Source organism: Arenicella sp. 4NH20-0111 (assembly GCF_040366405.1).
GTDB lineage: Bacteria > Pseudomonadota > Gammaproteobacteria > Arenicellales > Arenicellaceae > Arenicella.
Genome location: NZ_BAABWF010000008.1, coordinates 160,931 through 174,753 on the forward strand (window position 1 = coordinate 160,931; position 13,823 = coordinate 174,753).

The following is a 13,823-nucleotide window of genomic DNA, read 5'->3' on the forward strand; positions in this document are numbered from 1 at the left end:
GATGGAAACACATCAACTACTTAACCCTCACCTCGATCAATTTTTTGACACAAAAAGCGGATCAGAGCCGGAATGGATAGATGCCAAGGAGCTGATTTCACACCAGCGGTTAGATTTGATGGCAAAATACATTTATGCAGAACAGAGACTTAATAGCCCCGATCTCGATTATGGGCGCGCCCTCTACAAAGCTCATTTAAAAGCAATCAATAATTTTAAAGAAGGCGACCAATCAGGAAAGGTTATTTACACCGATTTTGAAAATGCTTTCAACTCAGCCATAGATTCAATTGAACGCAATGGGTTCGACCCAACTGAATCTCTTATTCCCGTAGACAGGAAAAACATAATCATCGATGGAGCTCATAGAGTCGCTGCATGCGCCTTATTAGGTAAAAAGGTTAAAATCACTCGTTTTAATTTTTCGACTAAGAGCCTAGGGGCAAGAGAGCTACTCAATATGGGGCTTAATCGAGATGCCGTCGACGCCTTAGTAAGTAAATATCTGTCCCTCACAGAAAGCAACTATGTGGCGGTATTGTTTCCAATAATGAATGAAAACAAGCCAATTGCATTAAGTGAACTCAACGCGATCGGCGACGTTTTTTATGAGCAAAAGATTTCTCTCAGTGCAAAGGGAAAGTCTAATTTAATTCGAACTCTATATCATGGCGAGCCTTGGCTGTCCCCGTCGAAGCAACTTAGCGGGGGCCTAGAACACCACCTGAGTAAACGGTTCTACCGCAAACAAAATGTTGTTCATTTCGTATTCTTTCAATGTGACGACATACAACAAGTATTAAATGCCAAAGAACGCATCCGGAATAGAATCGGGCGGGGAAATCTGCCCATCCATATTACGGATCACACGTCCGAAGTGCGGAACATATCTGATGTTGTACTAACGAACAACGGTCGCCATTGGCTGAATAACGCACTCTATAAACCCAGAGAAAATTTCGACAAACTCATCGGTAAGTACGAACAAATTCTTTCTCAAACTAATGCCTCTGTGGATAATTATTGTCTCGACAGCAGTGCTACTCTCGGGGTGTACGGCTTGCGAGATGTGTCTGATTTGGACTATTTTGTGATTGGCGAAGATAAAATTGAGAAGTTAGAACCGTCAATAGACAACCACAGCCAAGAGATATTGAACCACGAACAGTCAATAGATTCGCTAATAAATGATCCGAATCAACATGTAAAAATTCATGGTATAAAGTTCATCTCCCTCGACAATTTGAAGTACATGAAGATGCGTAGAAACGAGGCCAAAGACCAAAATGACATCCTACTTATTGAGACCCTTACTTCATCCAATCGACTCTCACTGGAGAAAGCAATTGACTTTATTGCGACTAAGTTCCGCCTATATAAACACGCTGCCCGAGTCTATTTAGGTACTAACTTACCACCATCAGCCAAACGGCTCGTACGAGCCACCTATCTATTACCAAGAAAACTACGAGACTTTCTCCAAAGAGATAATCTAGCGATCAATATTGGGCAATATGAGATCAAGTACAATTATAAAAATAGACTCATTGAAGACATGCTATTAAAAGAGTCCTACAAACCCCAATTAACTTCTTTAGCCCTAGGTATTTTATATCAATATGATCACTCTAAAGTGGTGCACGTTAATGCCGATGTTGGCTTTTTCGCTTTTGAGCTGCTGAATAATTTACCTCGTGTGTCTGTGATTGCCAATGAAGGGAACCTAGAACGATATGAATTTCTCTGTTCGAACATTAACCTGAATCAACTGGAAAGAGTCATTTTCCCTGATAACCACATGGAATTGGAGCCTCTCTCGAGAGGCAAAATCGACCTGATTGTAATTTCAGATATAACACATTCAATAGCCGAAGAAACGAACATAAAGAAGTTGATTGATTCGCATAGGAGTCCTATTATTTTCGACTTCGATGATAAATATCAAAGCTCCATCCATGCTCAAATACTGAATGCCGAGAAACTCTGCAAGACCACAAACTATTCTCTTGAATCGGTTAGTGGTGAGACCATTAACCTGAAAACTTATACACCACCAATAGACGGCATACTGCCCTTATTGGCGGTTCCCAGTAAAAACTCCGCAACATCTTGAACGTGACTCCATTATGTATTTGAAAAACCAGATTTCTCGTTTTCTCCATAAAGCGCTCACTTTTAAGGTGATAAAGAAGAACTTCACTCAATCTGAGCTTGAAGCAGAGGGATATGTTAGCCAATGCGGTCAAGACAAATGGGTTTTAGAGAGTTTGTTTGGCCACGAGAAAGTTGGAACGTTTGTTGACATCGGCGCGAATGACGGAGTAACGTTCAGCAACACATTCCGACTAGAAAAAGCTGGCTGGAATGGGATCGCTATTGAACCACTCCCAATTATTTACAGTAGACTCAAATCCAATCGTTCTTGCATCACGGTCAATGGTTGCATCGCTCCCACTTCAGGCGTAGAGCACTTTCGCGCAATTTCTGGCTACTCCGAAATGTTGAGTGGACTGGTGAAGGAGTATGATAGTAGGCACTCAGAGAGAATAAAAAAAGAACTTAAACATCATGGGGGAGAAGAAGAAATTATAGAAGTAGATTGTTACAATCTAAATGATCTCTTAGCTGACAATAGCATCAAAACGGTTGATTATTTGAGTATCGACGTAGAAGGCATGGAGTTAAAGATCTTACAGAGTATCGACTTCACGCGCACAGAAGTTAAGTGCATTGGTGTGGAAAACAACTACTCCGACTACAGAATCCCAAGATACCTAACAAATAAAGGTTTTATCTTTCATTCTATCGTTGGGGACGATGAATTCTATGTTAAGCCGGAGCTTATTCAAGCACACAATTAGAGTACACATAATGCGTTCTAACCATTGCCCTATAACCACAGTCTCTATTTCATGAAATTCTTTTTGAAAAAACTACTACCCCTAATCGACGCTATTTTAATACTGCCAACGATTTTTTGCGCACTGGGGCTAAAATTGGTAAGAAGACTTGGTGTTCAACGACTACCATTTACCAAACGAGTACTCAGGAACATAGGAATATTCCCTCTAACCAAACATTATTATGAACCCCAATTTGATAATGCTTCCCCCAGAATTCCCTATTCTAGAGATAGAGAACTTTCGGGAATCAATTGGAATGTCGCCGGGCAACTAGCCCAAATCGAGAAGCTGAAATTTCATGAGGAACTTAAAAGCTTAAACACTGAAAAACCAGATGACTATGGCTTCTACGTAGATAATGATGCTTTTAAATCAGGTGACGCCGAGTACTGGTATCAAATTATTCGTGCGTTAAAACCGAAAAAAATCATAGAAATTGGAAGCGGGTATTCAACTCTCTTAGCAATTAAGGCTATCGAAAAAAACCGGTCGGAAGACCATAAGCACCAATGCAAGCTAACGTGTATAGAGCCTTATGAAATGCCTTGGCTTGAAAAGGAAGCCGTCGAGGTTATCAGACAGCCTGTGGAACATTTGGAGACATCCTTTTTTAGCTCCTTAGGAGCTAACGACATACTGTTCATTGATTCATCACACATAATTCGACCACAAGGCGATGTATTGTACGAATACTTAGAATTGCTGCCAACGCTTAGCCCAGGAGTCGTCGTGCATATCCACGATATATTCTCTCCCCGCAACTACTTAGAGAGTTGGCTAGTTGATGACATAAAGTTTTGGAATGAGCAGTATTTACTGGAGGCTTTTTTAACAAATAATGATAGCTGGGAGATTATCGGCTCTTTGAATTTTTTACATCACCACCACTATGACAGCTTAAAATCTATTGCGCCATTTCTTAAGCCGTCTCATGAGCCAGGTTCTTTTTATATTCGAAAAATCAAGTAGAACCGAAGCAATTACGCCCCCAGCTTCTTCAAAATCGGATCCACCAGAAAATTGAGCAGTTTAAAGTGCCGTTTCGTCGTAAACCTCAACCATCTCTGCAAGAATTTCTGCCTTATACTTCTTGGATCCCTAAAATCGGATGTGATTTTCCATGCTGTAGTTTCCCCAGAAATGTAGTCGGCCCTATTTTCCTCCCAAACAGGAATACGGGCAAACTCACTTAGTCCGTGCTCCTCGATAAGCTCTTTCATTAAAAAATCCCAACGATACAGTTCAGGCCCCTTTAACTCATTGAAAAATTTGCGCTGATCAGGCGTAAGCCAAGAAGGGCTAATTTGTTGGATATCTGAGTTACGTATCATGTACATATGCGAGTAGGTACGATGCAACTGAGTAGTGCTTTCAGTTGTCTTATTCAGGTATTCCCATGCCATATACCAACGTTGTTTGCTCTGCATTCGAGCCCAATCCACATATTGGAAATGCAATACCCTTATTTGTTCGAAAAAAATCTTTGTCTCAGACAAAGGAACTCTTGGACTGTGTATCGCATTTCCTATATGCGGCCTACCATCATCCACAAACCCCCATACGTGATGGGCTTTGGGGCTCCAACAACACTCTACATCGGGACACAGGTTGACCCATCTAAAGCAGAAATTAGTTCCTGCAGGGGCATCTAACATCGTCTTCCATTCTTTTGAAGCCGTAGCATCGGAAGAAAAAGCTTCATCAGCATCTAAAGAAATTAGAATATTATTTCCACCAAATTCTCTTGCAGCCTCAAGCAACAGCTTTTGGCGCTCTGGTTCATTAAACGTATCCGAGCGGTTCTCAATCAAATGAACCTTATTTGACTTTAGGGCTATTTCTCGACTGCCATCAGTCGAATTTTGATCAGCTATGATGATCACATCAGCCCAAGACTCAGCGGATTTAATAAAGTGCTCTAAAATCCAAGCTTCATCTTTAATAGGTGTCAAACATATTATTTTTCTCATATGCGGGGAAATCATTTGAATTATCCAACTAATAAACCAATTATAATGGAATCTAGCACGCACCGGATTAAATCAAAGAACAAGCGCCTAGAGCGCCGAGATATCACGGAATAATGACAAAGCCTGGCACCCAATCATCAAAGAGTCCACAGAGTATCTGCTTTATCGTAGCAACCTTGAACTGTGAGGGTGTTTTACATAAAACCATTGATAGTATTATCAAGCAAATGCATCCATGCGATCATTTGATCATCAAAGATGGTGAATCAAACGATCAAACAATTGATATCGCCAAGCAGTTCGACAACGAAATTAATATGACTATTCTGTCGATTCCTGACACAGGAATTTATGCTGCATGGAATCAAGCTCTAGTGCACAATAAAAATGAGTGGGTGACTTTTGTCGGGGCTGGAGATATTTTGGCTGATAGTTATCGAGAAGAAATGAGCGTTCTTCTCGATGGTAGCCAGAAAAAGTTAAACTTCATTTCACACCGTGGCACGCTATATCTGGATGACAAAAGAAACGGTGAACCTGTGCTACTAAGGTCCATAGGTCATGGCTATGAAGAACGGTCATTTACTCGCCAAATGAAGATTTTCCACCCAGGCGCATTACATCATCATTCACTTTTCCACCAAGATTCATTCTCGACCAAATATAAAGTCGTGTCAGACTATCACTTTCTTCTTAAGAACCGTCATAAACTCACATCAGCGTTCATAAACAAAGAACTCGTTATGATGGAAGCCTCAGGAGTCAGTAACTCAGGCTTAGCCCCTTTCATTGAGGAATTTAGCATGAAAAGAGATATTAACCTCCGCTCAACTTTAATTCTCATCGTAGAGTTTCACTATAAAACCTGTAAATACTTATCCTTTAAATTATTAGATTTTCTAATTCATTCATATCGGTCGAAGATTGGGTCATAAAATGAATTTCAATATTTTGGGAAATACGTTTATAAGTGCTCATTCTCTAGGCCTTATAGACATTATTTATCGGCACCTTAAAAGCGATAACAAAAATCGGCTTGTATTTACGCACTACAATCTTCATGGATTCGCACTTCAGAGAGATCATTCGGAGTTTTATCAAGCCCAGCAAGACGCTGACTATGGAATAATTGATAGCACAATCGTCTGCTGGGCACTTCAATTCCTAGGGTATGACATTGACCAAAAATGGCGTGCTACCATGCTTGATTGGATCCCACTGCTACTGACCGAAGCCAATAAAAATAATTCGAACGTGTTTCTACTTGGAACTAAAGCTGACTTAATTACCTCCTCAGAAAACATCCTAGCGTCACAGTTCCCGAACATCTCGTTCGCATCACACCATGGTTATATTAGTGACGAGAGTTCAACCTCGACCCTTCAACAGTGTTTAAAACAAATAGAAAAGCACAATACCGACATTCTTTTAGTTGGAATGGGTATGCCTATGCAGGAGATATTTTTAACCCAAAATAAACCTAACTTAAGAGCACCAATATTAATCTCAGTTGGAGGCTATTTCGACTATATCTGTGGCGCAACTTACACACCTCCCAGATGGTCTGGAAAGTTCGGTTTGGAATGGTTATTTAGGTTACTAGCCAATCCTAAAAGACTCTGGAAAAGATACCTAATTGAACCTTGGCCAGTCTTACTTAGCTTAGTGGCTGAGATTTTAAAAAAGAGGCTATTTAGACATTGAAAACGCCTCAATTCAGCATAATCACACCAACATTCAACCGCTCAAGTCAATTACGGCGAGCAATCGAATCAATTCTCGCTCAGACCCACACCGATTACGAACTAATCGTAATCGATGATGGATCCACTGATGATACCCAGGTGATGCTCAACGAATTCGCCGGATTGGAGAGAATTTCCATAGTTAAGCAATCCAACCAAGGAGCCTCGGCTGCTAGAAACAACGGCATCAAACAGGCAAGGGGGCGATACATTTGCTTTTTAGATTCAGACGACGTGTTTACTCCAGATCATCTAGAAAAAACAGCCTCTGACATCTCCAGACAACCTGATATTCAGGCTTTTTCAAGCAAACTACAATTTAAGAGAAAAAGTACCAACTACATCAAACCCTTTAAGGCTTACAACAATACTCAACCATTAGATGAGTACCTATTGTGCGATAGGGGTTCATTTCTTATGGTTTCCTTGACCGTCGAAAGTGAAGTCGCCCGGCAATGCCTATTTAACACTCAAATTAGTTATGGAGACGATATCGAATTTGTCATTAAGCTTTGGAAGAAAGGCTGCGAGTTTTACTCGCAAACACACATCGGCGCGATTATCGATGATCGAAGCGATGATTCGAGACTTTCTAGATCACTTCAGGTTAGACAAATTGATAGCTTACTATCCGAATTGCGCCCTTGGATAAGCGACAAAGCCTATCTTGGTGCACAGGGATGGTTTCTAGCTAAATCATATGCGTTAGACAAACGCCACCAAGAAGCGGCAAAACTCTACCTGTCCGCCATCAAACATAACTGTTACAGTATCAAAATGTCATTAATTGTTGCTGCTCAGGTATTTTTACCAGTCCCAGTGTATTATTGGGTATCCTCAGTTGTTGGGAAACTATCAAAAGCAAGCTTATCGTAGACTTGATGACCAGTTTAATGTGACGACGAAGCGTTATCGGTTGTGACACTGCGCAAAATATTTAGCATCTATTACATTCTTATTGTGAGTTAATTTATGAGCACCCAGGCCCCAAGAATAGCAAAGACACTGATTAATCTTGATCTAGTACCGGCTGAAGAAATTACTCCTATTGCCAATCAAACGCAGCGCACAGACGAATTTTTAAAGGAGGTCTTTCAAAAGGAGCTAATTTCAAGCAAACAACTTAGTAAGGAATTATCGTCAAGATTTGGGTCACCTCTGTTTGACTTGTTTGCTATTGACCCAGAAATGGTGCCCAAAGATCTCATAGAGCCTAAAATTGTCGAACGTCACTTAGCGGTTCCAATTTACAAGCACGGCAAAAATGTATTTGTGGCAATGATCGATCCGACTAACAGATCAGCCATCGATGAAATCAAGTTCTTCACGGGCCTTCAAGTTACTCCCATTCAAGTCGAACTTGACGCCTTAGAATCACTTCTCACCAGCTTAGAAGAAGAAGACTCAACCGCATTAGATGATTTTCTAGGCGATGGCGAAGTAGAGCTCGAAGCGGCGGATGAAGACAGCGACAAAGGGCCTGAGTCCGAGGAACAAGCCAACGAAGCTCCCATCGTAAAGTACGTCAACAAAATTCTCGTCGACGCCATTAACCGAGGCGCGTCGGATATACACATAGAACCGTTTGAGAAAGAGTTAAGAATCCGTTTTCGCGTCGATGGCATTCTTTATAAGGTCACATCTCAACCCATTAGCTTTGCATCTCGTATCGTGGCAAGAATAAAAATTCTGGCCAAACTTGATATCGCCGAACGGAGAGCGCCTCAAGATGGACGTGTAAAGCTCAAGGTTTCTAAGAATAAAGCCTTTGATTTTCGTGTCAACACACTCCCAACTGTCCATGGTGAAAAGGTCGTTATGCGTCTCTTAGACTCGAGTGCGGCAAACTTGGACTTAAACATACTAGGGTTTAGTGAAACTCAACTCGAGACATACGTAAAGACGGCCGCTCGCCCCTATGGGATGATTCTTATTACAGGACCAACAGGCAGCGGTAAAACGGTAACGCTGTATTCAGCGTTGAATATGCTGAACGACCCAACGAAAAATATTTCAACGGTTGAAGACCCTGTTGAGATTCAATTACCTGGCATCACCCAGGTCAACATTAATGAAAAAGCAAATCTCACCTTTGCAGAAGCTCTGAAAGCATTCTTGCGCCAAGACCCTGACATATTAATGCTGGGTGAAATACGAGACTTAGAGACAGCTGAAATCGCCATCAAGGCCGCTCAAACCGGACATATGGTGTTCTCCACATTACACACCAACGACGCACCATCGACCTTAACTCGAATGCTAAACATGGGCGTGCCGGCATTTAATGTGGCTTCAGCGGTAGAGCTCATCGTGGCGCAACGTCTTGTTCGGAAGCTCTGTACTGCCTGTCGAGTGCCTGCTGAGCTTCCAGAAAAGGTATTGATTGAGGCTGGGTTTGAAGAAGCTGAACTTGGGGAACTTAATCTATTTCAAGCCAATATTAAGGGTTGTCCAAGCTGCTCCAGTGGCTATAAAGGCCGAGCTGGTGTATTCCAGGTCATGCCTATTTCTGAAGCAATCAGAACCATCATCATGGAAGGTGGAACGGAACAAGACATCGAAAAACAAGCTCTTAGTGAGGGCATTACAGATTTAAGGCAATCTGGTTTATTGAAAGTTAAAGATGGTGTCACATCTCTGGAAGAAATTGAACGTGTCACCAACGTGTAATACACTATCCTTTAAATTCAAGGATTTAATCCTGCTTTTGGATAGAAACCTAACATAGAACAATACAGCTAATGGCCGCTAAAAAACAAAATAAGACCTTAGAATTTATCTGGGAAGGCGTTAATCAGAAGCGCATTTCAGTTTCCGGTGAGATAGAAGCCCCGACTCTTTCGCAGGCTAAAGCCATACTTCGACAACGTGGACTTCGTGTCACCAAGATAAAGAGAAAAGCGAAGCCCTTATTTGGCGGCGCAGGCTCAATTAAAACCGTGGACATCAGCTTTGCTTCTCGACAAATGGCCACGATGATTGGCGCAGGCATACCTATTGCGCAAACCATGAGGGCCATTGGTAAAGGGCATGAAAATGCCGCCATGGAGAAGTTGATGTTAGACCTTTCTCGAGACGTAGAATCGGGAACAACATTAAGCACCGCACTAACTAAGTACCCGATCTACTTTAATCGACTTTTCACCAGCCTCACTGAAGCTGGCGAGGAATCTGGTAAGTTGGACACCATGCTCGATAGAGTAGCTACTTACAATGAAAAAATAGAAGCCATCAAAAGCAAGGTTAAGTCTGCCTTAATGTACCCTTTGATCGTATTGTTTATAGCATTAATAGTGACCGTACTCCTACTCCTATTCGTGATTCCTCAGTTCGAAGAGATGTTCCAAAGTTTTGGAGCAGATTTGCCCACATTGACGCAAATCATTGTGGACATGTCACGCTGGATGCAAGATAAATGGTACATCGCCCTGTTTGTAATAATAGCGGCTGTCGTGGGATTCGTTTCAACCTATAAACGCTCAAAGAAGCTACAGTTTGCAATGGACAGGCTGCTGCTTCGAGTTCCTATTTTCGGCGTCATCCTCAAAAAGTCAGCACTAGCACGGTTCTCAAGAACCCTCGCGATCATATTTAGCGCCGGTGTTCCCTTGGTTGACGGGATGGATACGGTTGGTGCGGCTACCGGTAACCGAGTGTACCAAAAAGCCGTTAGCGACGTTAAAACGGACATCAGTACGGGTCGAAGCTTGGAGAATGCAATGTACACAACCAAAGTTTTCCCCAATATGATGCTGCAAATGGTGGCCAGTGGTGAAGAATCGGGTGAACTCGAAGTTATGCTTGATAAGGTAGCTGACTTTTACGAGCGCGAAGTTGACGACGCCGTGGAGGCGCTCAGCAGCCTAATTGAGCCCCTCATGATCGTAATGCTAGGCGGAATTATTGGCACCATGGTTTTGGCCATGTACATGCCGATTTTCAAAATGGCATCGGTTATTTAGTCTCGCAGTCAGTGACATCATGCTCTCAGATTTAGCTTTACTGCCTAATTCCGCGCTGTCGGTATTGGGGTTAATTTTAGGGTTGCTGGTAGGCAGCTTTCTTAACGTCGTCATTTTTCGCTACCCAAATCTCCTCAAACATCAATGGACTGTGCAGTCTAGAGCTTGGCTTGAACTTGCGCCAACCGAAGACCCTCCCCCTCCTGGGATAATCAGCCCGGCGTCTCATTGTGGTCATTGCGGCTCTTCAGTGAAACCGTGGCAGAATATTCCGATACTCAGCTTTCTCTTGCTCAGAGGCAAGTGTGGCTCATGCAAAAAAGCCATAGGGTGGAGATACCCTATGGTTGAACTGCTAACGGGGATGCTTTGCGCGATTGTTGTGTATCAGTTTGGCTGGAGCCTTCAAAGCGCCTTCGGATTGTTGCTAACATGGGTTTTGGTTGCGCTGACCTTTATCGACTTTGATCATCAATTATTACCAGACGATATTGTATTAACAACTCTATGGCTCGGCATTGGCTTAAGTTTAGTTCCCGTTTACACCGACCCTAAAAGCTCAATAATTGGTGCCATTGCAGGGTACCTGGCATTTTGGATGGTGTTTCAGCTCTTTTTACGCCTCACAGGTAAAGAGGGAATGGGATACGGCGACTTTAAGCTATTATCCTTGTTAGGAGCTTGGTTGGGGTGGCAGTACTTACCGCAAATAATACTTCTTTCGACTTTAATTGGCAGCGTGTTCGGCATCCTGCTGATGATTAGACAACGCGCTGGCGGAGACACGGCCATCCCATTTGGCCCCTACATTGCTCTTGCTGGTTGGATCGCTTTATGCTGGGGTGATCAGATTAACTCAGCGTATGCGGCCTATTCTGGCTATTAGTAAACCGAATATCATCTAGAGAGTAGAATTGAATATCATTGGTTTAAGCGGCGGCATAGGGTCAGGGAAAACGGTAGTCTCAGATCACTTTGGCCACTTAGGTGTTTCAGTAGTGGATACCGACGTGATTGCACGCAAGGTAGTTGAACCCGGCAAACCAGCTCTAGATAGCTTAGTTCAAGAGTTTGGCTCTTCAATTCTCAATTCTGATGGCAGCCTAAACCGCTCCAACCTGAGAGAACTCGCTTTCGCGTCTTCAAGCAATAAACGCCGTTTGGACGCAATAACTCACCCAGCTATTCGCATCGAAACTGTGAAGCAAATCAATCAAAGCGAAGGAAGTTACTGCATTGTGGTTGTGCCATTGCTTTATAAAGAGTCACCGTTTTTAGCGATGATGAATCGAGTGCTTATCGTAACTGCTGATCGGGAAGTTAAAATAGCTCGTGTTCAAAAACGTAACAACTTCAGTCGAGATCAAGTGATTCAAATAATGGACACGCAACTCTCCGACGAAAAGAGACTCGAATTTGCTGATGACGTCATAAAAAATGACTCTTCACTCGAGCATGTTTATCGAGAAGTCGAAGTATTACACGAAACGTATTCATCACTGACATAATCGTGCATGAGGGAGCCTTATTAGAGCCTAGGCACACAGTCTCGCCATTAAACGTTATCACACCGCGTAAGCGCTCGCTTCAGCCATATTCATTGATCAGCTTTTCGATCATCACTTGATTACCTTGTAGAAAGTCCAAATCAGAGAGTTCCTGAACAGCAACCCACTTCAGTGCTTGCCCCTCTAACGATCTAACGAGTCCTGTATATTCGCTCGCAGTTCTAACAAATAATGCCACTTGCCTATCAGGGTAGTCATGCGCTACCTCCATGAATCGCTGGGTGGCCCCCAGACTAATTCCGACCTCTTCCTTGAATTCCCTCGTTAACGCTTGCTCAACCGTTTCGCCAGGTTCAAGCTTACCACCAGGAAACTCCCACTTATCAAAATACTGGTCCTTGACAACCCGCTGGCCTACTAAAACTTCTTTATCCGCATTAAATACGATACCAACCGCTACTTTAATTCTTTTAGTCACGACACCACTTAACTTCGATAATCAGCATTGATACTAACGTAATCGTGAGAGAGATCTGAGGTCCATACGTTGAAACACGATGCTCCGGTGTTCAAGTTTATTGAAATAGTGATTTCTTCCTGTTGAAAAACCGCTTGCCCCGCTTCCTCACTGTAACTGCTCGCGGGCTGGCCATGTTCAATCAAAGCCACCCCATTAATGAAAATGTCAACCTTAGCCATTTCCAACGAATCAACAGAAGATTTCCCTAATGCCATCAATATTCGCCCCCAATTGGGATCACTTGCGTACAGCGCCGTCTTTACAAGAGGGGAGTGAGCGATATCGTAAGCAATGGTTCTGCAATCTTCTTCTTTCAATCCGCCCAGAACTTCGATGCTTACAAACTTCGTCGCACCCTCTCCATCTCGGATAATCGCCGTGGCGAGGTGCACCAATACTTCTTCCAATGCGCTTGAGAAGCTATCCAGCTCCTCTTCACTCGATAAATGCCCAGTGGCTGATCTGCCTGTGGCAGCTAAGACCAAGGCATCGTTGGTGGATGTATCACTATCAACGGTGATTCTATTAAAGCTTTTTTGGGTTGCAGCTGACAGCAAGCTTTCTAAATCGCCTTGGGCAATATCGGCATCAGTCACAACGTAAGCTAGCATGGTCGCCATATTAGGGCAGATCATTCCAGACCCTTTACTGATACCAGTAATAGTGACATCTTGTCCGTTGATTTGAATCACCACTGAAATGCCTTTCGGCACCGTATCAGTGGTCATGATTCCACTCGCCGCACTCAACCACTCATCGGCCGCCAGTCTAGGAACCGCATAATCGACCCCTGACAATAAAGCAGCCATATTCAAAGGTTCACCAATAACGCCGGTTGAAAATGGCAGCACTTGGTTGGCCTTAATTTCAAGACTGGATGCAACACGCTCACAGCTAAGCATCGCGTCACTCAGACCTTGCTCTCCTGTTACTGCATTTGCATTACCTGAGTTGATCAGTAATGCCCTAGTCTCGGCTTGAGCTAAATGCTGCTTAGCCACAATAACGGGAGCAGCACAACATTTATTCTGGGTAAACACGGCGGCGACTCGAGTGCCTTCGCACAGCGTGATCAGCACCAGATCATCACGCTCTTGATAGCGTATTCCAGCGGCTACCGTTGCCAACTCAACTCCATTGACTGGTAAAAGCGTTGTTGGCGGGCTTAAATTTACTGGCATTTCATTCTCTAAACGTCACAAAAATTACAGCGGC

At 43.0% G+C, this 13,823-nt stretch carries 13 protein-coding genes; 10 read left to right on the forward strand and 3 right to left on the reverse strand.

What is annotated here, in order from left to right:
- Position 1 precedes the first annotated feature (1 nt).
- The 3 genes from ABWW54_RS16005 to ABWW54_RS16015 all read left to right on the forward strand — a co-directional run bounded on the left by ABWW54_RS16005 (position 2) and on the right by ABWW54_RS16015 (position 3,872).
- Positions 2 to 2,113, forward strand: a complete 2,112-nt coding sequence (locus ABWW54_RS16005; RefSeq protein ID WP_353413687.1) for a hypothetical protein — start codon at positions 2 to 4, stop codon at positions 2,111 to 2,113.
- A gap of 13 nt (positions 2,114 to 2,126) precedes the next feature.
- On the forward strand, positions 2,127 to 2,861 hold the full coding sequence (locus tag ABWW54_RS16010; protein WP_353413688.1) for an FkbM family methyltransferase: 735 nt from the start codon (positions 2,127 to 2,129) through the stop codon (positions 2,859 to 2,861).
- A 63-nt stretch (positions 2,862 to 2,924) separates the two neighbouring features.
- Entirely contained in the window at positions 2,925 to 3,872 is a 948-nt protein-coding gene (locus ABWW54_RS16015) for a class I SAM-dependent methyltransferase (protein WP_353413689.1), read from the forward strand.
- A gap of 11 nt (positions 3,873 to 3,883) precedes the next feature.
- Here the strand turns inward: ABWW54_RS16015 and ABWW54_RS16020 are convergent, their stop codons facing one another.
- Positions 3,884 to 4,855, reverse strand: a complete 972-nt coding sequence (locus tag ABWW54_RS16020) for a glycosyltransferase family protein (RefSeq protein WP_353413691.1) — start codon at positions 4,853 to 4,855, stop codon at positions 3,884 to 3,886.
- 131 nt (positions 4,856 to 4,986) lie between these two features.
- Here ABWW54_RS16020 and ABWW54_RS16025 point away from each other — a divergent pair, with 131 nt between their 5' ends.
- The 7 genes from ABWW54_RS16025 to coaE all read left to right on the forward strand — a co-directional run bounded on the left by ABWW54_RS16025 (position 4,987) and on the right by coaE (position 12,088).
- On the forward strand, positions 4,987 to 5,808 hold the full coding sequence (locus ABWW54_RS16025; protein ID WP_353413692.1) for a glycosyltransferase: 822 nt from the start codon (positions 4,987 to 4,989) through the stop codon (positions 5,806 to 5,808).
- A gap of 1 nt (position 5,809) precedes the next feature.
- Positions 5,810 to 6,577, forward strand: coding sequence for a WecB/TagA/CpsF family glycosyltransferase (locus tag ABWW54_RS16030; protein WP_353413694.1), 768 nt, complete (start codon positions 5,810 to 5,812; stop codon positions 6,575 to 6,577).
- Positions 6,574 to 7,494, forward strand: coding sequence for a glycosyltransferase family 2 protein (locus tag ABWW54_RS16035; RefSeq protein ID WP_353413695.1), 921 nt, complete (start codon positions 6,574 to 6,576; stop codon positions 7,492 to 7,494). The genes ABWW54_RS16030 and ABWW54_RS16035 overlap by 4 nt, the downstream gene beginning before the upstream one ends.
- 96 nt (positions 7,495 to 7,590) lie before the next feature.
- Positions 7,591 to 9,288, forward strand: coding sequence for a type IV-A pilus assembly ATPase PilB (gene pilB, locus ABWW54_RS16040; RefSeq protein ID WP_353413697.1), 1,698 nt, complete (start codon positions 7,591 to 7,593; stop codon positions 9,286 to 9,288).
- Positions 9,289 to 9,359: 71 nt separating this feature from the next.
- Positions 9,360 to 10,580, forward strand: a complete 1,221-nt coding sequence (locus ABWW54_RS16045) for a type II secretion system F family protein (protein ID WP_353413698.1) — start codon at positions 9,360 to 9,362, stop codon at positions 10,578 to 10,580.
- Positions 10,581 to 10,599: 19 nt separating this feature from the next.
- Complete coding sequence (locus ABWW54_RS16050) at positions 10,600 to 11,466, forward strand: prepilin peptidase (protein WP_353413699.1); 867 nt, start codon at positions 10,600 to 10,602, stop codon at positions 11,464 to 11,466.
- Positions 11,467 to 11,494: 28 nt separating this feature from the next.
- Positions 11,495 to 12,088, forward strand: a complete 594-nt coding sequence (coaE, locus tag ABWW54_RS16055) for a dephospho-CoA kinase (RefSeq protein WP_353413700.1) — start codon at positions 11,495 to 11,497, stop codon at positions 12,086 to 12,088.
- Between the two features lie 79 nt (positions 12,089 to 12,167).
- Here coaE and mutT read toward each other — a convergent pair whose 3' ends face one another.
- Together mutT and argJ are read right to left on the reverse strand one after the other, a co-directional pair.
- The gene (gene mutT, locus ABWW54_RS16060; RefSeq protein ID WP_353413701.1) at positions 12,168 to 12,566 is read right to left on the reverse strand and encodes an 8-oxo-dGTP diphosphatase MutT; all 399 of its coding nucleotides are present in this window, start codon (positions 12,564 to 12,566) and stop codon (positions 12,168 to 12,170) included.
- A gap of 8 nt (positions 12,567 to 12,574) precedes the next feature.
- Complete coding sequence (gene argJ / locus ABWW54_RS16065) at positions 12,575 to 13,789, reverse strand: bifunctional glutamate N-acetyltransferase/amino-acid acetyltransferase ArgJ (protein ID WP_353413702.1); 1,215 nt, start codon at positions 13,787 to 13,789, stop codon at positions 12,575 to 12,577.
- Positions 13,790 to 13,823: the final 34 nt, after the last annotated feature.